General features: G+C 66.4%; 20 protein-coding genes and 2 pseudogenes. 13 read left to right on the top strand and 9 right to left on the bottom strand.

Features of this window, described 5'->3' with window-relative positions:
• Positions 1-74: 74 nt before the first annotated feature.
• The 3 genes from ACFVTM_RS05130 to ACFVTM_RS05120 are packed head-to-tail and all read right to left on the bottom strand — an operon-like array spanning position 75 to position 4,037.
• Positions 75-2,783 (bottom strand): ATP-dependent RNA helicase, encoded by a 2,709-nt coding sequence (locus ACFVTM_RS05130; RefSeq protein ID WP_390202311.1) that lies wholly within the window; start codon positions 2,781-2,783, stop codon positions 75-77.
• A gap of 34 nt (positions 2,784-2,817) precedes the next feature.
• A complete protein-coding gene (locus tag ACFVTM_RS05125) occupies positions 2,818-3,534 on the bottom strand; it encodes an anti-sigma factor family protein (RefSeq protein WP_390202310.1) in 717 nt (238 codons plus the stop codon).
• Positions 3,531-4,037: a sigma-70 family RNA polymerase sigma factor gene (locus ACFVTM_RS05120; protein ID WP_390202309.1), complete on the bottom strand. Its 507-nt coding sequence runs from the start codon at positions 4,035-4,037 to the stop codon at positions 3,531-3,533. The genes ACFVTM_RS05125 and ACFVTM_RS05120 overlap by 4 nt, the downstream gene beginning before the upstream one ends.
• Positions 4,038-4,614: 577 nt before the next feature.
• On the opposite strand from ACFVTM_RS05120, the gene ACFVTM_RS05115 reads away from it, so the two are divergent.
• Positions 4,615-5,292, top strand: a complete 678-nt coding sequence (locus tag ACFVTM_RS05115; RefSeq protein WP_390202308.1) for a hypothetical protein — start codon at positions 4,615-4,617, stop codon at positions 5,290-5,292.
• Positions 5,293-5,389: 97 nt separating this feature from the next.
• Positions 5,390-5,656: a hypothetical protein gene (locus ACFVTM_RS05110; protein WP_390202307.1), complete on the top strand. Its 267-nt coding sequence runs from the start codon at positions 5,390-5,392 to the stop codon at positions 5,654-5,656.
• Here ACFVTM_RS05110 and ACFVTM_RS05105 read toward each other — a convergent pair whose 3' ends face one another.
• Complete coding sequence (locus ACFVTM_RS05105; RefSeq protein WP_390202306.1) at positions 5,657-5,992, bottom strand: YegP family protein; 336 nt, start codon at positions 5,990-5,992, stop codon at positions 5,657-5,659.
• 734 nt (positions 5,993-6,726) lie between these two features.
• Between ACFVTM_RS05105 and ACFVTM_RS05100 the strand changes: the two genes are divergently transcribed.
• Together ACFVTM_RS05100 and ACFVTM_RS05095 are read left to right on the top strand one after the other, a co-directional pair.
• Positions 6,727-7,026 (top strand): hypothetical protein, encoded by a 300-nt coding sequence (locus ACFVTM_RS05100; protein WP_390202305.1) that lies wholly within the window; start codon positions 6,727-6,729, stop codon positions 7,024-7,026.
• 14 nt (positions 7,027-7,040) lie between these two features.
• Entirely contained in the window at positions 7,041-7,478 is a 438-nt protein-coding gene (locus ACFVTM_RS05095; protein WP_390202304.1) for a quercetin 2,3-dioxygenase, read from the top strand.
• Between the two features lie 90 nt (positions 7,479-7,568).
• Here ACFVTM_RS05095 and ACFVTM_RS05090 read toward each other — a convergent pair.
• A pseudogene (locus tag ACFVTM_RS05090) lies at positions 7,569-7,906 on the bottom strand (DUF3500 domain-containing protein).
• Between ACFVTM_RS05090 and ACFVTM_RS05085 the strand changes: the two are divergent.
• Positions 7,857-8,051, top strand: a pseudogene (locus ACFVTM_RS05085) (hypothetical protein); the annotation flags it as partial. The pseudogenes ACFVTM_RS05090 and ACFVTM_RS05085 sit on opposite strands and share 50 nt — an antisense overlap.
• 239 nt (positions 8,052-8,290) lie before the next feature.
• Here ACFVTM_RS05085 and ACFVTM_RS05080 read toward each other — a convergent pair.
• Positions 8,291-8,749: a universal stress protein gene (locus ACFVTM_RS05080; RefSeq protein ID WP_390202303.1), complete on the bottom strand. Its 459-nt coding sequence runs from the start codon at positions 8,747-8,749 to the stop codon at positions 8,291-8,293.
• A 137-nt stretch (positions 8,750-8,886) separates the two neighbouring features.
• A complete protein-coding gene (locus ACFVTM_RS05075) occupies positions 8,887-11,439 on the bottom strand; it encodes a LuxR C-terminal-related transcriptional regulator (protein WP_390202302.1) in 2,553 nt (850 codons plus the stop codon).
• A gap of 246 nt (positions 11,440-11,685) precedes the next feature.
• On the opposite strand from ACFVTM_RS05075, the gene ACFVTM_RS05070 reads away from it, so the two are divergent.
• The gene (locus ACFVTM_RS05070; protein ID WP_390202301.1) at positions 11,686-12,246 is read left to right on the top strand and encodes an ion channel; all 561 of its coding nucleotides are present in this window, start codon (positions 11,686-11,688) and stop codon (positions 12,244-12,246) included.
• 325 nt (positions 12,247-12,571) lie between these two features.
• Positions 12,572-14,131 carry a hypothetical protein gene (locus tag ACFVTM_RS05065; protein ID WP_390202300.1) on the top strand — a complete coding sequence of 520 codons (1,560 nt, stop codon included), beginning with the start codon at positions 12,572-12,574 and terminating at the stop codon, positions 14,129-14,131.
• Between the two features lie 30 nt (positions 14,132-14,161).
• Here ACFVTM_RS05065 and ACFVTM_RS05060 read toward each other — a convergent pair whose 3' ends face one another.
• Positions 14,162-14,992 carry a class II glutamine amidotransferase gene (locus tag ACFVTM_RS05060; protein ID WP_390202299.1) on the bottom strand — a complete coding sequence of 277 codons (831 nt, stop codon included), beginning with the start codon at positions 14,990-14,992 and terminating at the stop codon, positions 14,162-14,164.
• A gap of 249 nt (positions 14,993-15,241) precedes the next feature.
• Between ACFVTM_RS05060 and ACFVTM_RS05055 the strand changes: the two genes are divergently transcribed.
• From ACFVTM_RS05055 to ACFVTM_RS05040, 4 genes are all read left to right on the top strand, one after another.
• Positions 15,242-15,682, top strand: coding sequence for a hypothetical protein (locus ACFVTM_RS05055; RefSeq protein ID WP_390202298.1), 441 nt, complete (start codon positions 15,242-15,244; stop codon positions 15,680-15,682).
• Between the two features lie 108 nt (positions 15,683-15,790).
• On the top strand, positions 15,791-16,177 hold the full coding sequence (locus ACFVTM_RS05050; RefSeq protein WP_390202297.1) for a hypothetical protein: 387 nt from the start codon (positions 15,791-15,793) through the stop codon (positions 16,175-16,177).
• 106 nt (positions 16,178-16,283) lie between these two features.
• A complete protein-coding gene (locus ACFVTM_RS05045; RefSeq protein WP_390202296.1) occupies positions 16,284-17,450 on the top strand; it encodes an AI-2E family transporter in 1,167 nt (388 codons plus the stop codon).
• Positions 17,451-17,489: 39 nt separating this feature from the next.
• Entirely contained in the window at positions 17,490-18,158 is a 669-nt protein-coding gene (locus tag ACFVTM_RS05040) for a GAP family protein (protein ID WP_390202295.1), read from the top strand.
• An 83-nt stretch (positions 18,159-18,241) separates the two neighbouring features.
• Here the strand turns inward: ACFVTM_RS05040 and ACFVTM_RS05035 are convergent, their stop codons facing one another.
• Positions 18,242-19,861, bottom strand: coding sequence for an MFS transporter (locus tag ACFVTM_RS05035; RefSeq protein ID WP_390202294.1), 1,620 nt, complete (start codon positions 19,859-19,861; stop codon positions 18,242-18,244).
• Between the two features lie 365 nt (positions 19,862-20,226).
• Here ACFVTM_RS05035 and ACFVTM_RS05030 point away from each other — a divergent pair, with 365 nt between their 5' ends.
• On the top strand, positions 20,227-20,859 hold the full coding sequence (locus ACFVTM_RS05030; RefSeq protein ID WP_390202293.1) for a LysE family translocator: 633 nt from the start codon (positions 20,227-20,229) through the stop codon (positions 20,857-20,859).
• Between the two features lie 233 nt (positions 20,860-21,092).
• Positions 21,093-22,070: a thioredoxin-disulfide reductase gene (trxB, locus tag ACFVTM_RS05025; RefSeq protein ID WP_390202292.1), complete on the top strand. Its 978-nt coding sequence runs from the start codon at positions 21,093-21,095 to the stop codon at positions 22,068-22,070.
• Positions 22,071-22,077 lie beyond the last annotated feature (7 nt).

Genomic DNA, 22,077 nt, shown 5'->3' with positions numbered 1-22,077 from the left:
CACTCTTCGTCGCCGCAGCGGGACATGTCCAGCGGTGGTGTGAGGCCGGAGTCCGGCCCGGACCGGACTTCGGGTCAGTTCCGCGGCTTGGTCCGGGCTGTCGCCGGTGCGGTCCACGGGTCCTCAGGCCACGGATGCCGGGGATAGCGGCCGCGCATTTCCGCCCGGACCTGCGCGTAGGGCCCTGACCAGAACGAGGCGAGGTCGTCCGTCACGGCCAGCGGCCGGCGTGCCGGTGAGAGCAAGTGGAACAGCACCGGCACGCGCCCGTCCGCCAGCCGCGGCGTCTCAGCCCAGCCAAAGCACTCCTGCAGCTTGACGGCCACCACCGGCCGGCCCGTGGTGTCACCAACCTCCGGGTAGTCGATCCGGATCCGGGAACCACTGGGGACCGCGAGCGTCTCAGGCACCAGTTCACCGAGCCGGGACGCCTCGGGCCAGGGAAGCAGTCGACTCAGCGGCCCGGCCAGGTCGATCCCGCCCGTGGATGCGCCGCCCGCCAGCGCGGCAAGCTCCGGGGCCAGCCACTCGTCCAGCCGGGCCAGCAGCGCCGGTTCTGAAACGTCGGGCCAGGACCCTCCCAGCTCCCGGTGCAGGAGGGCCAGACGGCGGCGCAAGGCCTCCGCGGCCGGCGACCAGCCGATGGTCGCCAGCCCCTCGCCCGCCAGGGCCCGGCCCACGGCTGCACGGCCTTCGTCCGCGGGAGGCCGTACCGGAGTGGACGAGAGCACGATTGCGCCCAGCCTGCGCTCCCGCCGGGCCGAGACACGGCCCTGGCTGAACCTCGCCTGCAAGGTGTCGCCCAGGAGGTGGCGGGCGGCCGCCTCTGCGGTGTCCGCCGTCAGCGGCGCCGCGGAGCGGATGAGGGCGCCGGTCCCCGCGGCGTCGCGCCCTTGCGCGCGTGACACTTCGGCCACGCCCAGCCACTCGTGCCCGGACAGCGGGCTGCCGGCCGGCAGCCCGGCCCGCGTTCCGGACGTGAGCAGGTATTGGGCTGGCCCGTCGCCTGGAACGCGGCGCGCCACACGGTCCGGAAAAGCCAGGGCGACGACGAAGCCGATCGCCTCCGCGGCGCCCACGGCGCCGGCAGGTCCGGAGGGCGCGACGCCGGACCCCTCCCGCCGCGCGATCGTCTCCATCCGCCGGACGTCCTCCGCCCAGCGCCGGGATCCGGGATCCCTCCCTGTCCTCAGGGCAGCCACAAGGCGGGTGAGGTCCGCGCCAGGAGCGCGCTGGTCCCCCGAAACGAGGGCGACCGCCTCGGCCGCCACGCGGTGGCCTACCGTCGCGGCGCCGGCCAGCAGGGCTCGGGCCAGCCGCGGGTCGGTCGGGACCCGGGCCAGGACCTTGCCCAGCCCGGTTGCGTGACCATCCGGCGCCACGGCGCCGAGTTCCCGCAGCACTTCGACGGCGTCGTCCATCGCGGCCTGGGGCGGAGCGTCCGGTAGGGCGAGTCCGCGGCCGCCGGGGGCTCCCCAGCACGCCAGGACAAGGGCGGCGCCGGTCAGGTCGGCTGCGGCGATCTCCGGAGTCTGGTGGGCCGGCGCCGCGCCAAAGGCCCTCTGGTCATAGCAGCGGATCACGGTGCCGGGGCCCTGGCGTGCGGCACGGCCGGCGCGCTGTTCAGCCGAAGCCCGGGAGCAGGACACTGTCACGAGGCCGGACATTCCGCGGCCGGAGTCGCGCCGCGGCTCGCGGGACAGCCCGGAATCGATGACCAGCCGGACGCCCGGGACGGTGAGGGAGGATTCGGCCAGTGCGGTGGAAACGATGATCCGGGCGGCACCCCCGGGCTCGCGCCCGGAGACTGCGCGGTCCTGCTCAGCCGGGCCGGCCTGGCCGTGGAGTTCCAGGATCTCGGCGTGGCTCCGCCCGCGCAGCCGGGCGGCAACGTAGGAGACCTCCCAGGCGCCCGGGACGAATACCAGGGCGTCAAGGTCCCGTCCGGCAGCCAGCGCGGCGGTGTGCCCCGCGGCTGCCGTGTCCGCCACGTGGTCCAGGAAGGCACGGGCCACCCCGCGCTCGTCCAGCCGCGGCACGGACGCGGGGGCCCATTCCACATCCAGGGGGAACAGTGCGGAGGGACAGTCGATAACCGGGGCCGGGCCGCCGTCGCCGTTTCCGTCTGTCCCGGCGCCGATCAGTGAGTCGCCGATCAGTGAGTCGCCGATCAGTGAGCCACCGATCAGGGCGGCGAAGCGCGGCGCGTCGAGGGTCGCCGACATGGCGACCAGCGTGAGGTCACCGCGCAGCTGCCGGACCTCGGCGAGCATGCCGACGAGGAGGTCGGTTTCCAGCCCGCGTTCGTGGACTTCGTCGAGGATGACGGCATCGGTGCCCTCGAGCCCCGGGTCCGCCAGGAGGCGGCGCAGCAGGATGCCGGGGGTAACGAACTCGATCACAGTACCGGGGCCCGCCTGGCGTTCGCCGCGGACCGTGTAGCCGACCCGGTCACCGAGCCTGGTGCCGTCGAGGGAAGCAAGGCGCCGGGCTGCCGCGCGGGCAGCGACACGGCGCGGCTGGGTGACCACGATCCGCGGACTGCCGCCGCTTCCGCCGTCGATCCTTCCGGCGGCGAGGTTGGCGAGCAAGGGTGGGACGAGCGTCGTCTTGCCCGTCCCGGGACGAGCCTGGACCACCGCGGATGCGCCGGCACCGCCGCCCCGCAGTGCGGCGGCGAGGCCCCCCAGCGAATCCGCGAAGGTCAGGCCCGCCCCGACGACGCCAAGATCGAAGAGGCCCTTGGAGCAGGCTGGGTCCAGTCGTGCGGTCGCGGAAGTCACGCCTCCATTGTCTCTGCAATACGCGTGGCCGGGGTTACGGGTGCGCAGTCAGGATTGTCTTGCCGCTGGCCACGGCACGGATTTCGACGCGGCGGATGTCGTCAACCCGGACCAGGGTGGTCGCCGTCGGCGTGGCCACTGTCCCGGGAGTCGCCGTCCAGGTGGCCACCTGTGTGGCGGCACCGCGGGAGTCAACAACCACCAAACCGTACTCCTCCGGGGTGCGGACAACGCCGGGTGTGGCGTAGTCGGCCGGGGTGGGGGTGTATGTGCACTTCCAGTCGATCTGCGTTCCCCACGGCTGCCTGGTCAGGGATCCCGTGGCTTTCAGTGTGCTGTCGGCTACCGGGGTGAAGTTCAGTGCTGTTGCGGACGCCGCCTGGGTCTGAGCGCCCGGCGGCGGGGAGGACGTCACCGCAACGGTGACTGCGCCGGCGGCGGCAGCGGCGCCCAGCATGAGGCTGGCGACTGCCAGGCGGGTGCGCCGCCGCCCGTGCTGGACCCTTTTGGCCAGCCCGGGTTGCAGCCTCGGGGTCGGGCTTTCGCCGTCAGTCCGGCCGAGGGCCTGTACTTCTTCGACTGACAACGCGGCCAGGAGGGACGGCAGTCCGGCAAGTTCGGCGACGGCGGCCCTGCAGCCCTCGCAGCCCGAGAGGTGCTCCTCGAACTCGTGACGCTCAGAGGACACCAAGGATCCCAGCACGTACGCGGCATCCCAGCGGCGGTATTCATCGGTTCCGTTGGAGCTCACGGAGTCACGCCCCCTTCCTGCAGGGCCAGCCGCATCGCCCTCAGCGCGTAGTGCAGCCGCGACTTCACGGTTCCCTCGGCCAGTTGAAGACTTTGCGCGATCTCGGCCGTTGTCTCCCGCAGATAGTACGAGTGAACGACGACGGCCCGGTGCTCGGCGGACAATCCCGCGAGGGCATCCGAGACAAGCCACCCATCCAGGATCCTGTCGACCCGGTCCGACTCCGGAATCTCAGGCAGCTGGTCGGTTTCCGTTTCGTGGCGGCGGCGGGCGCTGCGCCGGTCATCGATGACGAGATTGCGGGCAACCGTGTAGAGCCACGCCCGCACCGCCGCCTCCGGGCGCTGCAGAATCGCCGGGTGTTTCCAGGCGCGGATCAGGGTCTCCTGCACGACGTCGTCGGCCAGCGAACTGTCACGGGTCATTCTCATGACGAACCGCCATAGCGCCGGGCCGTAGGCCTCGTGCAGCGACCGCAGTAGCTCTGCCTCCTGATCGGACATTTCCGCCTCCTGGATGTAGGACGACGCCGGCCGACGATCAGTTCACCGTGCCCTGCTTCAGGCAGTGGCCGGGGCCGCCGTTGAACCCCCGGGCTGCCGGGACCGTTGTAGGGACAGCCCGGCCGTTCCTGGCCGGCCTTTCCCGAGGAGAGCGCAATGAAGATTTCCCGCCCGGCGTCTGCCGCCGCGGCGTTAAGCACCACCCTGCTGCTGGCGGCCTGCTTCGCCGGGCACCCTGCAACGCCCGCACCGGCCCCAAACATGGTGCCATCAGTTCCCGCGACGGGGAGCCCCTCGCCGTCGCCCAAAGACCCCGCAGACCCTTACATGGCTCCACCGCCGGCTACGTCCCAGGAAGCTGCGGCACCGCCGGCTCCGGCGCCGCTCCCGTCGCAGGTGGCCCCGGCACCCCCTGCTCCGCCCGCCATTGTGCCGGCCCCGATGGTGCGGCCTCCCGCCCCGGCACCGCGACGCGTCGTTCCGCCCGCGGCCCCGGCACCGCGCCCGATGGTTCCGCGTCCGATGATCCCGCGGCCCATGGTTCCGCAGCCCGCTCCGGCTCGTGGCGGGAACGATCATGATGCCGATAACAACGGAGGACCGGACGACGGTGACGGCAACAAATAGCACCACGGCGGGACCAGGACCGCGCCGTCGAACGGCACTGTTGTTCGTCGCGCTGCTAGGGACGACGGCGGTGCTGGGCGCCGGTGGCTGCGGTTCCCGAACCGGGAACCGGGCACCGGCGGCTTCCCCCTCCGGCGCAACACCGTTCGCCTGGTTCCATGCCGGCCAGGCGCCGGCAGGGTGGCAGTCAATGGAACTCCCGGACGCAACAGCAGTGCTGTCCGTCCCGCCGGATGCCAGCCCGGTCCCGGGCGACCCCGGCAGCGTATCCGCAACGGCCAAGGCGCCAAACGGTGACCTCAGAATCTACCTCAACGCCACGCCTCAACAGGGCGAGGAATCGTTGTCCAATTGGCCCGAGTTTCGGCTCGCCCACCTCACGGGCGAGAACGCCGCATCCGCGAACCGGCTCGCAGACCGTGCCGGAATGCCGTTCCGGGGAGGAGTCGGCTCATGCGTGGAGGACACCTATGTAACTCGGGTTGGCGCGCACAAATACCGGGAGATCGCCTGCCTCGTTGCAGGATCACAGGGTGGGAGCGTCCTGGTAGCCGCCGCACCGGCCGACGCATGGGACCAATACAGTCCCGTCATTGAGCAGGCGGTGGACGCCTATGCGCCCAGGTAGGTCGACGTCCCTGATCGGCGGCGGCCCGCGAACCGGTTGGATTCGGCAGAACGAAGGCGGGAGACTGGATCATCTCGATCACGAAAGTGGGGACCACATGATCAACCTCAAGCAGGACGCCGACGGCTTCATTCGGATGAACAGGCATTTCCCGGAAAAGACGCTCATCAGCATCACGTTTGCGGACGGCTCGGAGGGGGTCTACACCGGTCGCCGGCTCAACGGCCTCTACGACGAGGCCCTGGCGGAGTACCGGACCCAGAACCACCTGGACGCCAAAGGGTTCTCGCGGGCACCGAAGAAGACGGTCCACCCCGCGAACAAGATTGAGTTCGTTCCGGTCAGGGCTGGAATGGAGCCGTAACTAGGCGACGCCCACACCTCCCGGATTGTGCGCCGGCCTGCGGAGGGCCCGTGCGCGGATGCGGAGGTCGTTGTCATGTACCCGCCGGTCGACGGCTGGCACGGGTGCGCTCGCTGCCCTTGGCCGCGGTGCAGCCGGGCTTGGGGGCGTCTCTGCCGGGCACAGGTCACTGATCAGTCCCATGCCGGCGTACTCGCGCACCGCGCTGATGCCGGCAACGGCTGCGGGCTTGTCTGCAAAGCCCTTTGACACGGCCAGTACTGCCCCGTCCGGGGCCCTGAGCCGGAACCTGAAGCAGGCATCGGCATCTACGAAGAGTTCAAATGTGCCGGCCATGACGATCCTCCCGTTTTTGCGGGCTCCCCTTCCGGGCATCCTTGCCACGGCGTGGAAGGGGAAGCTTCGCTGCTGCCCGCTGGTTTGTCCTTGCGGCTGAAGAAATGACGTCAGCCCGTCCTAATAGTCTCGCCGTGGCCTTGAAACACCCGCAAGGTCAGCCGCGTAAATCCTGGGTAAACAGGAGCCAACAGCCCCGTACGGGCGGGCGCCGCAGACGCTGCCGCGCCTACAGGGGCGGCCAATGTTCGCTGCAGTAGGCACCACGGCTGGCTGCCGGGGACGCTGCTGGGCTGAAGCCGTCCCAATAGGCGGCGGCGGATTCGCTCCGTTCGGCCGGCTCCATTGCCGCCGTTCGGCCCGAATCGCCGAGAGGCCAGGTCATGGTTGAATCGTTGGACAAAATTTCCCCCCGTTTTGTTGGCTGAGGGCGCACCGGCTCGAATCGCGGACCGCCATGCGCCTCACGCCACCCTAACTTTGGGGACTGACACGAAAACAGGGCCTTAGGACCGTATCCGGGAACGCGCCGGGCACCTAGGAAGCGGCCCGGAAGGTCCACAACGGGCCTGAACCCGCCACCCGAAGGTTCAGCGGCTTGGCGAGAAACGGGCGGAAGTGTTTCATCCATTGGAAATGGAGGTCGTCCCGGCAGAGAATCGGAGGCATTCTTGGGGGCAGCCCGCCATCCACTGACAGGAAAGAAGGATGCGACGCCCCTCAGCGTTGAGGAAATGAACAAACAACTCCCGGTGGCCTACCGGATGGCAAGCCACTACACGCGCTTCCTGAACTGGATGACCCCCGGCGGGGCCGAGGCGTACTACGAACGCGTCGGCACGCCTATCGATTCGCACGTCCCGCCTGTTACGGCGGGCCGGAAGCCGAGCCTGCGTGAGTGCGCCGAAGTGGGCGCAGAATTCGGCATGACCTTCCCCGACGTCGAACGGGTAGCGCCGTCCTTCCGCCAGGATGCCGGGCTGCCGGCCGCCAGAGCCCGTACTTCCTCAGCGTCGGCGAGGGAGAGCGGCTAGTCAGCTACCAGACCATGTTCACATACCTGTCCCGGCCGGCGAATACGGGTTCGAACTACTTCGCTGTCCACACCAAGGGCGCCAAGTCCCCCTACATTCCGCTGCATTTCCACGAACAGCACACGGAGAACTTCCTCTGCACCGAGGGCCGGATGTGGATCTACGCCAATGGTCGCGAGGTCCTGCTCACCAAGGGCGACTTCCTGCACGCACCGGCGGGAACCATCCACTCCTTCGCCTTCGATTCGCACAGCACCCAGATGGTGGGGTTCCTGACGCCGTCGGTGTTCAACGGCTTCTTCGGGTACTTCAACAAACCGACCGAGGACTACATGTACACCGAGGGCGGCGAACCCTACATGGACATGGAGGGCTTCGGCCGCGCCCAGGCCGAGATGGACCTGACCGTGGTGCGTCCCCCGCCGCAGCGACGCGCAGCATTGGACATCTAAGGCCCGGCCAAGAAACACGGCTCGGCAGCAGATAGGGTCCGGAACTCCTCGAAAGTTCCGGACCCTATCTGTTGTTCGGCGGCTGCGGATTCAGTCCTGAAACGGGCGGGCTCCCTGGTGCTGGCGGACGAGCGTGCGGCCGTGGTCGTTGCCGTTGGGTGTGCGCATCACGGTCTGCATGTGGAACGGCGCCGGGGTGTCGTTGCTGAGGAAGACGCCGGTATGGTGATCCAGTTCCATGACGACCACGGGACTCTGGATGCGTAAGTAAAAGGCATCCCCGGGGTCCAGCCCCCGATCCAGCAAAACCAGGTCTGGCCGTAGTGCTCGTGGATTTCCCGGCGCCGCGCGGCCCTCGGTCCGTCCGGCAGGTGGGCGATGAAGTCGTCCACCAGCAGGTCAAGGATGGCGCGTGACCCGGCAGGCATGGATGCCGTCATCAAGCAGCCTGCTGATGAAGAGGCCGGCGTGGACGCCATGCCGGAGGGGCAGCTCCGGCGCACGTTGTCCGACGTGCGCCGCACGGGCGTCGCCATGATCAGAAGGTCAGCGCCGTCCAGGACGGTCTCCGTGGCCTCCCCCATTTTCGACGCTCAGGGTGCCGTCGTCGCGGCACTTTCCATTGTGGTTCCCGACGGCGGCACTCCCCGAACGTGCTGGCGCCGGCTGTCCAGGCAACAGCCAGGGCGGTCTCCCGAAATCTCGGGTTCACAGCCGAGGTCAGTGCCGGCGTGCGGCACTAGGCGCGGGCGTAAGGGCTCTAGACAGGAGCGGTCAATCGCCGGTGACGGCCCTCCTGGCTTTCGTTGGAATCAGGGCGCCACGGATTTCGGACGGACCACCAGGACAGGGCACGGAGAGTGGTTAGCCACCTGGGCGGAGACCGATCCAATGTGCAGGCCCGCGAAGCCACCGTGGCCGCGGGAGCCGACCACCACCAGATCGGCATCCCGCGCGGTCTCGAGGATTGCCGACGCCGCCGAGTCATTGTGAATGATCCGCGTAACCACGTTCACACCCGTCGCGGACTGCGCCGCCTCCGCTCCGAGTGCCGCCGCTTGCTGCTCCGGAGACTCTTCGGCCACAACCTCCCCTGCTGCGGTTTCAAGCAACGCGGGATACCACGCCATCGGCGCCTTGCTCCAAACAGTCACAACCCGCAACTCCGCGTCGCGGTACCGGGCTTCTTCCACGGCCCACTCGAGGGCGCCGCGGGATTGCTTGGAACCGTCAAACCCAACCACAATCACAAAAGAATCCGCGTTTGTCATGATTCCCGACTTTCACCGCATCTTGCGGAGGCCACCCCCGGGTACCCCGGCGCTACACCAAGTCTCAACCTCGCTGCCAGCCTGGGCCTCACCCAGGCCGGGTGAATTATCCGGCGGGGCCCGTCCCGGCCCCCGGCTCACACTATGCCGCGCTTGGCGGCTGTTTTCAGGGCATCGCGCCGGCTTCCGGCCCCGAGTTTTCGGTAAATGGACCGTTCGTGCGTCTTGACCGTGTTCACGGAGATGTAGAGCGCGTCGGCAATTTCGGCCGCGGTCATGATGGAGCGCATGTAGGCCAGGACCTCGCGTTCGCGCTCCGTCAGGCTCCAGTACGACTGAGTCCGAAGCTGGGCACCGCCCTGCGTATCACGTGCCATGAGGGCCGCGATGAAGGACTCGTGGGCCGTGCCCCAGACGGCATGCTGCACCAGCAGGTCCGCGAGTTCCTCCCGCCGCTCCGCGAAGGGGCGGAAGACGGATTCGGGCTCGGCACGGTGGACCGCATGTTCAATCCGTTCATGCGCCGTAGCCGTGTCTCCAGTTCCGTGGGCCACGAGCGCCTCGGTCAGGCTCGCGCAGGTGTCGACATAGGAGTTGCCTCGCCGGCCAGTCAATGACTCCGCGCAACGTTGGGCTGCGTCAATCTCCCCTCCGCGCCGCAGCAGCTCCGCCAGCAACGAATCCACCAGCGCCCCATGGCCGCCGGCGCCCAGCGGTTGCACGATCGCCAATGCCCCCTCCAGGTCGCCCTGGGCTTCAGCGACCTTCGCGACGGCAATAGTGTGCAGGGCGTTCCATGACACGTTGTACAGTCCCCGGGTGTGGAAGGATGCTAACGCCGAGCTGGATTCAGCAAGCCGGCCCGGATCGTCAATGGCACAATCGGTCAATACCCGATAGATGACACTGAGCGGTCCTGCCGGGAATAGCTCGCTGCCCAACCGCTGGGCCCGCGCCAGGTATTTTTGGGCAGCTGCCAGGTTGTCGTTCCAGTAGCACGCAATACCGCGGGCCAACCAAGCCGGAGCCATCCGCTCCTGCGAACTCCAGCCCAGCGCGTCGGCGCGATCCAACGCACTCGTGGCGTCCTCCGAGGCGCGCACCAGATCACCGGCTCCGGCAAACGCTAACGCAAGATCGGCCTGGGCACAGATTTCTATCGCTTCCAGCCGCACCGGGTTGCCGGTTCCGCCGGCTGCCTGGAGCAGGGCTTCCGCGAGGTCGCCGGTGCGGTGCAGCCGAAATTCCGCCTCGGCAAGGAGGAAGAGTCCGGTCGAACAGGCAGCAGAGTGGCTGTCCTCTGAAATGTCCCTAATTGGCCGGCCCCCGTCGGCCGGGGTGGCGTGGACGTCCTGGCGGCCGACGGACGGCGTCGGCTCGAAGTGGGCCCGGCACGCCTCAAGCCTCCGCCGGCGAAGGGCATCCAGGACATACGTCCGCGATAGTGCCCGCTCGGTGAGCTCCGCCGCTGCGGCGCTGTCCCCGGAAAGCATGCGGCAAACGGATCTGATCATCAAGACCTCGGGGTCCTCGCTCCACGGCGCAGGCAGGTCCCGGCACAGCCGTTCCAGGCTCTGGGTGTCGTTTCCCAGCACGAAGTCGAGCCAGTGCGCTCCGAGCGACATCACTGCCTGCCGCGGCGCCCGCCCCTGCAGCGCCTGGGCTGTGCACTCAACGACGTCAGAATCCTGGTAGTACCGCGCCGCCACCCGGTGCAGGCGCTCTGCAAGCAGGGGGTCGCGCCTCTCAAGTATTCGTCGGCACTGCGCCGCGAACAGGGAATGCCAGCGGTACATCGATTCACCACCGCGGTAGTCGTGCTCCTCGATGAACAGGCCGTTGCGAAGGCACTCCTCAAGCAGCACGCCGCCGTGCGGCCGGCCATAGAGTTCGACGGCAAGCCGCCGGCCAAGCCAGTCGCAGGTGGTGGCTCGCAAGATGAACTCCGCCAGTGACGGTTCGAGTTGGTCGAGGATTTCTTCCGCGACGTAGTCGGCGAGCGGTACATGCGTCGCAGTGGTTCCCGGGGCCGTGACCGGCGTCGTGATTGGCGCATTGCGGGCCTGCGCCAACGAGACGATTCCCGCGTGCACGGCGACCGGCCAGCCGGCAGTCATTCTCCAGAGGGAACCAGCGTCAAAAGCTGCGTCTTGTCCCAGCAAAAAGGCAAACTGGGCGACTTCCTCCTGCGTGAAGGCAAGCTCGGGGGCGCGCAGTTCGCCGAGGCCCTCGCCGTACCTGAACCTTTCCAGCTGGATGGACGTATGGCCCCGCCCGGACAGGACCAGCCGCAGTGACGGGGGCGCCGACGCGGCGAGCACCCCGACGATTCCAGTTGCTAGCCCCGGCCCGGCCAGGTGGACGTCGTCGATCACCAAGACAATCGGCTCCGTGAGCTCCTCGAGGGCGCGGAGCAATAGGTCGTAGGAGGCAGCCCCGTCATGGGCGAGACTCTGGTCAAGAGCCATCAGTGCATCGTTGCCCGGCATGGGCATCGTGCCCGCCGCGCGCTGAATCGCCCCGACAACCCCGTGAAAAAGCCGTGCCGGCTCGGTATCGAACCGATCGAGCGACAGCCAGGCGCACGGCAGATCGCAGTTGCGGACCCAGTCGCCCAGAAACGTGGACTTGCCGTAGCCGGCCGGCGCTGCGACCAGCGTCAAGCGGTGCGAATCGGCGGATGCGGACAAGGCGTTTTCCAGGCGCGGACGCGCCAACGCTCCAAGACCGCGCAGCGGTGGCCGGATCTTGAACTGAGGACCAGGCAGCCATCCAGCGTTCTGCATTTCTCCCACATAGCACATGCTAAGCGGACACAAAAGGGCCCTAACAGGGCGCAAAGACCCCTTGTGCGCCTGCGCGTGGCGCTCCAAACGACAGCCGACGCTACGCTCCTGCGGCGCCCCGCGAATTGCGGTACGGGGGTATCATCAGTCATGGCTACGAAGCACGGAAGCCAGACGGACCCGATTTTCCTCCGTGATCTCGATAAAGCCGGCCGGAGGCAGGTCCTTATTTATGCGGCAGCACGTCTGGCTGCATTTACCGTACTGGTCCTCTCCCTCTACTTCGTAATTCCAATAGGGGGATTCAACGGGGACAATCCGGCGGCTGCTTGGATCCGCCTGGCCGCTGTCGTATTGGTCTTTCTCGCCACACTGTCCCTTCAACTGCGGATGATTCTAGCGGCGCATATCCCCCAGCTCCGGGCGGCCGTGACAGTGGTCGAGGCCGTTCTCATGTTTCTGTGCCTTTTCGGACTGCTTTACACATCGCTGTCGCTAACTGACCCATCGTCATTTAGCGAACCCTTGAGCAAAACAGACGCCTTGTACTTCACGACCTCCACCTTTGCGACCGTTGGTTTCGGTGACATTACTCCGGTGAGTCAACTGGCGCGGTCAGTGGTTTCCGTCCAAATGATCGCTGATCTGGGGGTTCTCCTATTAGTGGTTAAAGTGGCCTTTTTCGCGGCGGGCCGACGTCTGGGCCAGTAGGCGGAAGCCACCATCTTCATCACCCAGAACGGGTGATGCTGAACCCATTTAGTGAAGATTGGCCGGAAATGGCGGGATATTTGGCGGGAAATATAGTAGCGGCACTTCAAACTCTTGGCGGCAAGCGGACGCGATGCGCCAGGCGGCACGGCGTGGCCAGAGGCGCCGCGCAGCAGCGGGGGCGGCAACCCTCCCGCAGCAGGAACAGATCACCCTGTGTGGGTGGGGTTGCACGGGCGCACCGCGTGGACAATGAAAATTGTCATGAGTGCCCAACCGCGGTACATCGGGCCGGGTCGACGAGTTGCAACCTAGGCGGAACCCTATGTCTCTTCATGATCAGCCCCCGAGCTCCAGCGGCACGGAACAGGAAGAAATACTCCGGCTGCGTGCGGAAGTTTCCCGGTTGCAGCAGGAACGGGACGAGGCCAGGAAGGCACCTCCGAGGCCTGCCAGGACGCATCCGGGGCTGGCCCGCCGGATCATCGCCATAGTGCTGGTGGTCCTGACGGCCGTACTGGCGTTCGCCGCGGTGCCGGCCATGTATTTGCGCAGTGAACTCATCGACACCGATCACTACGTGGCAACTGTGGCGCCGTTGGCCTCTGACCCTGCGATCCAGGCCGAGATCGCGGACAAGGTCACACAGCAGATCACCGACGCCGTGGACTTCAAGACCATCATTGGGGACGCGCTGAACGAACTGAGCAAAACGGCACCACGTGTGGCCGCGGTGATCACCGGGCTGGCCCCGGCGATTGCGGAGCAGACCAAGAACCTCATTCACACGGGTGTGTCCAAATTCGTCGCCACACCGCAGTTCCAGGGTCTTTGGGTGCAGGTAAACCGCGTGGCGCACCAGGGCCTGGTGAACCTCGCCACCGGCAACGCCGCCGGCGGCACCGTAAGTATTGACCAAAGCGGCACGGTGACGATCTCCACGAAGGAAATCATTGCCCAGGTCAAGAGTGCCCTGGTCCAGCAGGGGGTAGGCATCGCCGCTCGGATTCCGGACGTTGACGCGCAGATCACCCTGTTCAAGTCGCCCGAACTGGTCCGGGCCACGAATGCCATCCGAACTCTGGATGCGACCGCCCCCATATTGGCGTGGCTGACGGTGATCAGCGCCGTCGGTGCCATTGCGGTGGCCCCGAGTGGCAGGAAACGGAGCACCATCAGCGGCGTCGGCTTGGCGGTGGCCATATCCATGGCGGTGCTTGCACTGGTACTTGTGATCGGACGCAGCGTCCTCCTGAATTCGATTCCGCCAGACTCGGTCTCCCCGGCGGCGGCCCAAAGCCTGGTCGAAACGCTCCTGGTGCCTCTGCGCAACAGCCTGCGCCTCGTCTTCGTGGTGGGACTCATCATTGCCGTGGCAGCTTTTCTCGGCGGCCACTCCCGCCCCGCGGAGTTTGTCCGGCACGGCCTGGCGAGTGCCGGGGACTACATCACCGGGAAGGTCGGTGCCGGCCAGGCCCAGCCGTGGCAACGCTGGCTGGCCCGCTACCGTCGGATACTGGAAGCCACGGTGGTCGGTATCGCTGTGCTGGTACTGATCTTCTGGCAGGACCCGACGGCGGCCGTCGCCATCTGGACAGCGGTCCTTGCCGTGCTGGTCATTCTCCTGGTCGAACTGCTGTGCCGCCCCGCCGTTGCGCACGGCCCGGACGGCGAAGCGACCGCCCTCGCGGGGGGTCCCCCGGCACCTCCTGCAGGACCCATACCCGCGCCGGGCCAGGAGTCCGCGACTCAGGAGTTCGCGGCAGTGGCACCCGCAAAGCCCGTACCCGCGGGTGAAGAGGAGTCCGCGGCGGCGCCTCCCGCAAAGCCTGTCACGGCGGAGCGTCCCCCGGACGAGCCGAACCCCACGATCCCTCTTCACTGAGGGACGGGATCGAGGTGAAAGTAGCCAGCGTTAGGGAGCCGTGGGCGTGAACGGGAAGAGGTCTTCTCCGGCTCCGTGCACCACAAGGCATGTGGATTCCGGTATTTCCCTCCAGGCCCCCCGCAGGTCCCCCAGCGGTTCGGAAACCACCACGCGCGCGTCGGAGGAGAGCTCTTGGAGCATCGGGTTGTCCGGGTACTGGGCGCGAAGCGTGGAGATGTCGGCACTGTGGAACAGCGAGCGCGACATGCCTTCACTGGAGTAGCGGAACGCCCATGTGCTCTCGCCGTCGGTGGTCGCCACGGTCATCTGGATGGGGTACTGGATGCCGTGGCGCTTGCCGACGTCTTCAATCAGACCAACCGCGGAGGCGACCGCAGCACGCGGGTTCTGCTCCAGGCCGAAGGTGAGCGCGACGTAGAAGAACAGTTCCGAGTCCGTCGCTCCCTCGATCAACGGAAACAGCGAGGGCTCGACGGCGAAGGCCAAGTCGCGCTTCACGGTCGGGAAATCCGTGATGAGCCCGTTGTGCATCCACAGCCAGCGGCCGTGCCGGAACGGATGGCAGTTTGTCTGTTGAATCGCCGATCCTGTCGTGGCCCGGATGTGCGCGAAAACGCGGCCGGCGGATGCCTGCGCGGACAATTCGCGGAGATTGCGGTCGTGCCAGGCCGGCTCTGTGCTGCGGAACACCCCGGGCGTCGGAGACGATCCATACCAGCCAACGCCGAAGCCATCGCCGTTGGTCGTCTCGACTCCCATGCGGGCGTGCTTGCTCTGCATGACGAGCGAGTGGACAGGTTTGTACAAAAGATCATCCAGTTTCACGGGTGAACCCGAATATGCGAGCCAACGGCACATGACGTCCTCCTCATTTTGGACAGCAGTCCATCATGGGTACCGGGCCCGCACATCATCATCCGGGGGTGATTCGACGGGCCACGGGCGGGCCTGGGCGCCGCCCGCAGGATCACCCCCGGCGGGTGAGGCGCCCGGGTTGTCCGAAGCCAACACTTGTTGTACCTGCCAGTGATTGGGCTGCCAGGCGCGAGCCATGAAAAGTGCGCGAGCGCATGAAGAGCGCGAGTCCACGGAGAGAGGGGCCTTGCAATGTCGAGACCACGACCAGTCCGCGCACTGATTGCGCTCGGTGCCGCAATCGGGCTGCTCACCGGCTGCAGCACCACAAGTCCGAACGCCAGCCCCGCCACCAGCCAGACCCCGAGCGTCTCACCAGTGTGCGCCACCTCTGCTGCGTTCTCCGCATCATTGACGAACTTCAAGGACACCCTCAAGCCAGGTGCCACTTTGGAGCAGATCCGGTCGGCCCGGGAGCAGGTGGCTAAAGCCTATGATGATCTCGTCACGGCAGCCGGCGACGCCGCCAAAGAACGCGTGGATGCCGTCAAGTCTGCGCAACAGAAGTTTGCGTCCGCGGTCAACGCCGTTCCCGACACCGCGACCCTGACCCAGGCAGTCGACTCCCTTCGGGACGAAGCCGCAAACGTGCAGGCCGCCGTCAGCGACCTCACGAATGACGCCAAATGCTAGGGCCCCGCATGGGTGTTGGGCCTGTGACCTCATCGCCCGCACGGCGCCTGGTTCACAAGCAACCCCCCGCAAATTGAATGATCGCCAATGGAAAGTAGGGAAGCCAAAATGAGTTTCTTCCAGAACTTTTGGGAATTCTTGTGGTGGATGTTCATCTTCTATGCGTTCTTCGCCTTCCTATGGGCGTTGTTCATGGTGATCGGGGACCTGTTCCGCGACCACGAACTCAGCGGCTGGTGGAAGGTCGTCTGGATCCTCTTCCTGGTCTTTGTACCCCTGTTGTCCGTATTGACGTACATGGTTGCGCGCGGCAAGGGAATGGCGCAGCGGTCAATGGAGGCGGCACGCAAGAGCCGGGCGGAAACCGATGAATATATTCGCCAGGCCGCCTCGGCGAGTCCAACTGAGGAGATCGCTAAGGCCAAGTCACTCATGGACGCTGGAACCATCACTCCGGAGGAGTTCAACCGGATCAAGAGCAAGGTAGTCGTCTGACACAGATTGGGGATCCCTCATAGTCGGGGACAAGCCACAATGAAGTCACTACTCAGCACGCCTCCTCGCCCCTAAGGTGGAACCAGGCTGAACCAAGGAGGGCCCAATGGAGCCGGCATCATCGGAACCCGGTCCACGTCCGGCCCTCCCCCGCAGCGTAACCATCCTGCTCGCCCTGGCCGGCGCGGCCGTAGTGGCATTCGGCCTCGGTGCGATGCGGGGAATTGTCACACCCGTGTTCTTTGCGTTCGTGCTCACGCTGTGTGTCCATCCCCTGCGCCGCTGGATGCAAGGACGGGGAATTCCCCGGGGAATTGCCACAGGAACCACCATCGCGGCCGTCTTCGGACTACTGACCGCCTTCGCCGCCGTCCTCATTGCCTCACTGGCACAGTTTTCCGCGCTACTGCCCCAATACGCCCCCCAAATCCAACAGCTCGGCGCCACCATTTCCAATGCGCTGGAATCTATCGGTTTTGGCCCCCAGCAAGCCCAGGAAGTCCTGAACGGGTTCACCCCCGGCCGTATCATCGGGTTCCTCGGCGGCCTCCTGGGGAACATCGCGAGCCTGGTCACCAGTCTCGTGATCATATTGACAATGCTCATCCTCATGGCAATCGACGGCTCGCGGGTACCTGTGATCCTGACGCATCTGAACTTCCACCGGCCGGCACTGGTCGCCGCCTTTGACGTCTTCGGAACTGGTGTGCGCCGCTATATGGTGGCCACCACCGTGCTCGGGGTCGCCCAAGGCATCTTCAACTGGCTGGTCCTGGTCATCCTGCAAGTCCCCGGGGCCCTGCTCTGGGGGTTGTTGTCTTTCATCTGCAGCTTTATCCCCAACATCGGTTACTTCATCGCGATCGTCCCGCCGCTGTTCTTTGGATTCCTCACCGGTGGCTGGACAACGGTCGTGGCGATCATCGTCATCTACGGCGGGATCAACAGCGTCATCCAGTCCATCATTCAACCCAAGTACGTGGGCAGCGCTGTGTCTCTTAGCGAGACTCTGACCTTTGTCTCCGTCCTCTTCTGGGCTGTGGTCCTGGGGCCCGTAGGCGCCATCCTCGCCGTCCCCCTGACGCTCTTTGTCCGCGCCATCCTGCTCGATTCCGATCCCGCGCTCGCATGGTGGCGGCCGTTGACGGGAGACAGAACAGACGTTCAACTTCTCCTCAAGCAAGAGGACGAAGCGATCCGGTCCCGCCGCGGCCGGCCGCGGCGGGACCGGCCGGACACCACCACCGGCGCCGGCACCGCACCAACAGCATGACACGCCGTCAGGATGCTGCCCGGGGCAGGTGAGAATCGCATGCTGAGCACTGTCACGAGCCTGCTGCTGTTCGGCCTCGCCGGGGCGATAAGCACCGTGCCTGTCAGTGTGACGATCATGATCCTGCTTTCCCCAAATCCACGCCGCGGCGCCCTTCCCTTCCTGATCGGCAGCCTTGCGGGTTCGGTTGTGGTGGTGGGCCTGTCGGCGGTCGGGCTGCAGTTCCTGCCCGTCCGCCCTCCGCTCCTGCGTAAGGAAGAATGGGTGGCCCAGTTTGCCATTTGGATCGGTGCACTTCTGATTGGTTACTCCGTCTACCTCTTCGTGAGCAAGGGCCAGCGGGACAACGCCATACTTGGCAAGATGACGTCGAGGTTCCGCTCCGCCCGGCCCTGGGAATTCGTCGTCCTGGGCCTGGGCTTGAACCTTCGCCCCAAGGCAATCCTGCTGGCCGTCACGGCAGGTGCCGTGATCAGTGTCCAGGAACCGTCGCCGCTGGAAGGGAGCATCCTGATCCTCGCCTACGCCCTCGTGGCCCAGTCCGCCGTCGTCGTGCCCGTCGCGGTGTGGCTGAAGTCTCCGGAGCGCGCCCAAGCGCCCTTGACCACCTTCTACAACTGGCTGCAGCGCCACGGGCGCAGGATCGCGGCGGTCGTCACCCTGGCGATCGGGCTCTTCATCGTCGGCTACAGCCTCCTGCAACTCTGAGTGCACCTCTGACCGTTGGGCCCGCGCAGATCAGGCCCACAGATTGGGCCCATGCCGCGGCCAGCCTCAATCGAGGAAAGCGGTCAATCCAGGAACGCGCCTTCTCCGGAGCCGGAGGGCTTGGGATCCGGGATACGCATCATGCGGAATGAGATGAGCAGGCCTGCCGCACTGGCGAGGATCGGAATGAGCAGGCCGATCTGGAGGGAGATAGGCCGGGCTTCGGTGTTAATGCGGATGATTTCGGCCTGGATCTCCGCCGGCTGACCGGCCAGGAGTTCAGCAAGCTGGGTATTGCTCATTACTTGCGCGTCGTCTTCGAGGACCTGCGCGACCTGCTGCTGCTCGGCCGGCGGGAGCACTGTGCTGGACGTCGCGAGGCTGGTGAAGATGATCGAGAGCGATGCCAGCATGATGGCTCCGGCGAAGGCCAGGCCAAAGGACAGTCCGAACGAACCTGCCGCAGAATTTACACCGGCGGCCTCGCTGACGCGTTCGTCCGAGATTGGGGACAGGGTGTAGTTGTTCAGCTGCGATACCAACAGTCCGAGGCCGCAGCCCGCAATGATGAGCGGGATCAGGAGCCACCAGCCGGAGTCCGCACGCGGCACAACCGGGAGGATGGCGAGCAACCCCACCATCAGGAGGATGAAGCCCCACCTGATGATGCCTGCCGGACGCCGCGTTCCGGCCCGCTTGCCCGCCAGCAGGGCGACACCGAACATGCTGAGCGAGAGCGGCGCAATGGACAACCCTGCCTGCATCGCGTTGTACTCGAGGACCATCTGAAGGTAGATCGGCAACACGATCATGGTGCCGCCGAGGGCGACCTGCTGGAGCATTTGCTGGGTGGCGCCAAACCGGAAGCCCTTCGATCGGAACAGTCCCGGGTCCAGGAGCATCGCCTTGCTGAGGCGCTCCCGCCGCACGAGCCAGTAATACAGCCCGGCCAGGCCGGCGGCCCCGACCACCAGGAGCGCCCCAACGGCCTCGCCGCCCTCCTGCCAGACCAGGATGCCGAAAACAATGCCTCCCATGCCGATGACGGATAACACCGATCCAACGACGTCAAACTCCCGGGGTCCCGTATATGGCACATCGTGAACGAGCTTGATTCCGGACAACACGACAGCAATGATGACGGCCTCCAGCATGAAGGCAACGCGCCACGAGAGAAAGGTGGTGATGAAGCCGCCCAACAGGGGCCCGACGGCGGCGGCGATCGCCGCCGAGGCTCCGACGAGGGCATAGACGCGCTTGCGGGCTTCTCCGTCGAAGTTGCCGTGGATCAGGGACTGCATGGCGGGAAGGAGGAGCGAGGCGCCAAGGCCTCCGATCAGGGCCCAGAAAATCAGGATCGGTACGATGCTCTGGGCGAGCGTCATCGCAATCGCGCCGACGGCATACCCGCACAGGCCCAGGACGTAGGCGCGTTTGCGCCCGATCAGGTCGCCCACTTTGCCGCCGATCAGGATGAACGCTGCGGACACCAGCGCCTCGATGGCGATCGTCGCCTGAAGGTCGCTGACCGTGCTGTTGATGTCCCTGACAACAGCGGAAATTGAGACGTTCATGATCGATGTGTCGACCACCAGGACGAACATCGCCATCCCCAGCAGCAGCGCGAGCTTCTGGTTGAATTGCACCGGCACGTTCGTGGCGTCGTCGGGAGGCTGGTTCGCGGCGTCGTCGGGAGCGTTCATTGTTGGCCATCCCCGCGGCTCGCCGCGTCCCGCGTCGATTCACAGCCGGACATGCCGCCTCCTCTGCCGTAGACCGGGCGGGCGCACGCACAGGCCCGGACCTCCAGGAACGCATCCCGCCAGAGCCCACCGTAGTGCGATGCTGATGCCACGCTAGCCGTCCGGCACGAGGACCGAATCATTCCCGGCGGGTGAGGTTTCGGCGCTCGCGGCCCTGACAGACAATGGTTCGCGGACCCGACGAGCCAACCATGGACGCCAGCTACCCCATGGGATGGCCTAACCTAGGAGACTGGCCTCGGCGTTACTGCGGGGCAGATTTCTTGTCCCGCCCCACCGAGAACCAGCCCCGGAGGCATTCCACCATGGTCGAACAGCTGACGGCATTTGTTCTGACTTGCCTCGTCGTAGTCCTGGTGCCCGGCCCCGACTTTGCCCTCGTCCTCAGGAACGCGGCCCGCGGCCCTCGCGCGGCGGCAACAGCCGCCGCCGGAATCATGGTGGGCAACACGATCCTTGCCGCACTGGCCGTGCTCGGTGTCACGGCGCTGCTGGGGGCCTCGGAGGTCCTTGGGACCGGGAACCGGATTGCCGGAGCCGCCTACCTGCTCTACCTTGGCGCCCGGGCGCTCGCCGAGGCGTTTGCCAGGACGGTCAGGCAGCCGGCACCGGCGGCGGAACGCGCGCCCGGCGGCAGTTCACCCTTCGTACAAGGAATGGTGAGCAACCTGCTCAACCCGAAAGTCGCCGTCTTCTACTTGTCGCTCTTCCCGCAATTCAATCTCACCCCGTTGCCGACCCTCGTCCAGCACGCCTTGATGGCGGGTATCTTCCTCCTGATCGCCCTGGCCTGGTACGTGCTGCTGGTCAGCGGACTCAAGAAGGTGACTACCGTCCTCGCCCGGCCCCGGACCAACCGGATCATCGTCGGGGGTTCGGGCGCGGTCCTGGCCGGGGTCGGCGGCGCCGTTCTGACCAAGACGCTGGTCTCCGCCTAGCCGCGGCGCACGGCTGCGCCCGTCCCGCCCTGGTCCTTGGGTCATTCGAAACAGGTGATGGCCCTACCGGGACCATGCGCCACGGTGAACGCCACCTGGTCCTCCGGAGGATGGCGGAATCCAATGCCACAACCCGGGCGACGGCGAAGCCTCTGCCACCGGCGGCATCCATCGCTACAGTTGGAATGACGTCAGGTCGACGGTTTTGGCCCGCAGAACCCAGGAGACATTCCATGAGCACCCAACAGCTGATCATCATCGGATCCGGCCCTGCCGGCTACACCGCGGCCATCTACGCCGCCCGCGCCGGCCTCGAGCCGCTGGTCATCGCCGGGGCCGTCACCGCCGGCGGCGCCCTCATGAACACCACCGATGTGGAGAACTTCCCCGGATTCCCGGGCGGCATCCAGGGTCCGGAGCTGATGGACGGACTCCAACAGCAGGCTGAGAAGTTCGGCGCCCAGGTGGTCTTCGACGACGTCACCGAAGTCCGGCTCAGCGGCCACCTTAAGCGCGTGGTCACTGGCGCCGGGGACACCCACGAGGCCCCGGCCGTCATCCTCGCCACCGGTTCCGCCTACAAGGAACTCGGCCTGCCCGAGGAGAAGAAACTCAGCGGCCACGGCGTCTCCTGGTGCGCCACCTGCGACGGGTTCTTCTTCCGCGAGCAGGACATCATTGTTGTCGGCGGCGGCGACTCCGCCATGGAGGAAGCGACCTTCCTGACCCGCTTCGGGAAGTCGGTGACCGTGGTGGTCCGCAAGGGCGAACTGCGGGCCTCCCGCATCATGGCCCAGCGCGCCAAGGACAACCCCAAGATCAGCTTCGCCTGGCACTCCGCCATCACCAAGATCCACGGCGACGCCAAAGTGACGGGCGTGACATTGACGGATACCCGGACCGGCGAAACCCGCGAACAAGCCGCCACCGGCATCTTTGTCGCGATTGGGCATGTCCCCCGGACCGAACTGCTGACCGGCCAGATTGACCTCGACGCCGAGGGCTACATCAAGGTGGACTCCCCCACCACAGTCACCAACCTGACCGGGGTCTTCGCGTGCGGGGACGCCGTGGACCACCGCTACCGCCAGGCCATCACCGCCGCCGGCACCGGCTGCGCCGCCGCCCTCGACGCCGAACGCTACCTCGCGGCGTTAGAGGATGCGGACAGCATCGCCACAGCCCTGGTCGAAGAACCCACCCACTCGTAGATCGTGA

The sequence above is a fragment of the Arthrobacter sp. NPDC058130 genome (assembly GCF_042884475.1).
Classification (GTDB): Bacteria; Actinomycetota; Actinomycetes; order Actinomycetales; family Micrococcaceae; genus Arthrobacter.
The sequence above is the reverse complement of the archived record's forward strand: the minus strand, read 5'-3'. Positions and strand labels throughout refer to the sequence as shown.

Bases quoted from the DNA above. Each gene is read 5' to 3' on its own strand.
- ACFVTM_RS05120 (WP_390202309.1), bottom strand. From the start codon at position 4,037: ATGTCCGATCAGGAGGCAGAGCTACTGCGGTCGCTGCACGAGGCCTAC.
- ACFVTM_RS05115 (WP_390202308.1), top strand. From the start codon at position 4,615: ATGATGCCGATAACAACGGAGGACCGGACGACGGTGACGGCAACAAAT.
- ACFVTM_RS05110 (WP_390202307.1), top strand. From the start codon at position 5,390: ATGATCAACCTCAAGCAGGACGCCGACGGCTTCATTCGGATGAACAGG.
- ACFVTM_RS05105 (WP_390202306.1), bottom strand. From the start codon at position 5,992: ATGGCCGGCACATTTGAACTCTTCGTAGATGCCGATGCCTGCTTCAGG.
- ACFVTM_RS05100 (WP_390202305.1), top strand. From the start codon at position 6,727: ATGAACAAACAACTCCCGGTGGCCTACCGGATGGCAAGCCACTACACG.
- ACFVTM_RS05095 (WP_390202304.1), top strand. From the start codon at position 7,041: ATGTTCACATACCTGTCCCGGCCGGCGAATACGGGTTCGAACTACTTC.
- ACFVTM_RS05080 (WP_390202303.1), bottom strand. From the start codon at position 8,749: ATGACAAACGCGGATTCTTTTGTGATTGTGGTTGGGTTTGACGGTTCC.
- ACFVTM_RS05070 (WP_390202301.1), top strand. From the start codon at position 11,686: ATGGCTACGAAGCACGGAAGCCAGACGGACCCGATTTTCCTCCGTGAT.
- ACFVTM_RS05065 (WP_390202300.1), top strand. From the start codon at position 12,572: ATGTCTCTTCATGATCAGCCCCCGAGCTCCAGCGGCACGGAACAGGAA.
- ACFVTM_RS05060 (WP_390202299.1), bottom strand. From the start codon at position 14,992: ATGTGCCGTTGGCTCGCATATTCGGGTTCACCCGTGAAACTGGATGAT.
- ACFVTM_RS05055 (WP_390202298.1), top strand. From the start codon at position 15,242: ATGTCGAGACCACGACCAGTCCGCGCACTGATTGCGCTCGGTGCCGCA.
- ACFVTM_RS05050 (WP_390202297.1), top strand. From the start codon at position 15,791: ATGAGTTTCTTCCAGAACTTTTGGGAATTCTTGTGGTGGATGTTCATC.
- ACFVTM_RS05045 (WP_390202296.1), top strand. From the start codon at position 16,284: ATGGAGCCGGCATCATCGGAACCCGGTCCACGTCCGGCCCTCCCCCGC.
- ACFVTM_RS05040 (WP_390202295.1), top strand. From the start codon at position 17,490: ATGCTGAGCACTGTCACGAGCCTGCTGCTGTTCGGCCTCGCCGGGGCG.
- ACFVTM_RS05035 (WP_390202294.1), bottom strand. From the start codon at position 19,861: ATGAACGCTCCCGACGACGCCGCGAACCAGCCTCCCGACGACGCCACG.
- ACFVTM_RS05030 (WP_390202293.1), top strand. From the start codon at position 20,227: ATGGTCGAACAGCTGACGGCATTTGTTCTGACTTGCCTCGTCGTAGTC.
- trxB (WP_390202292.1), top strand. From the start codon at position 21,093: ATGAGCACCCAACAGCTGATCATCATCGGATCCGGCCCTGCCGGCTAC.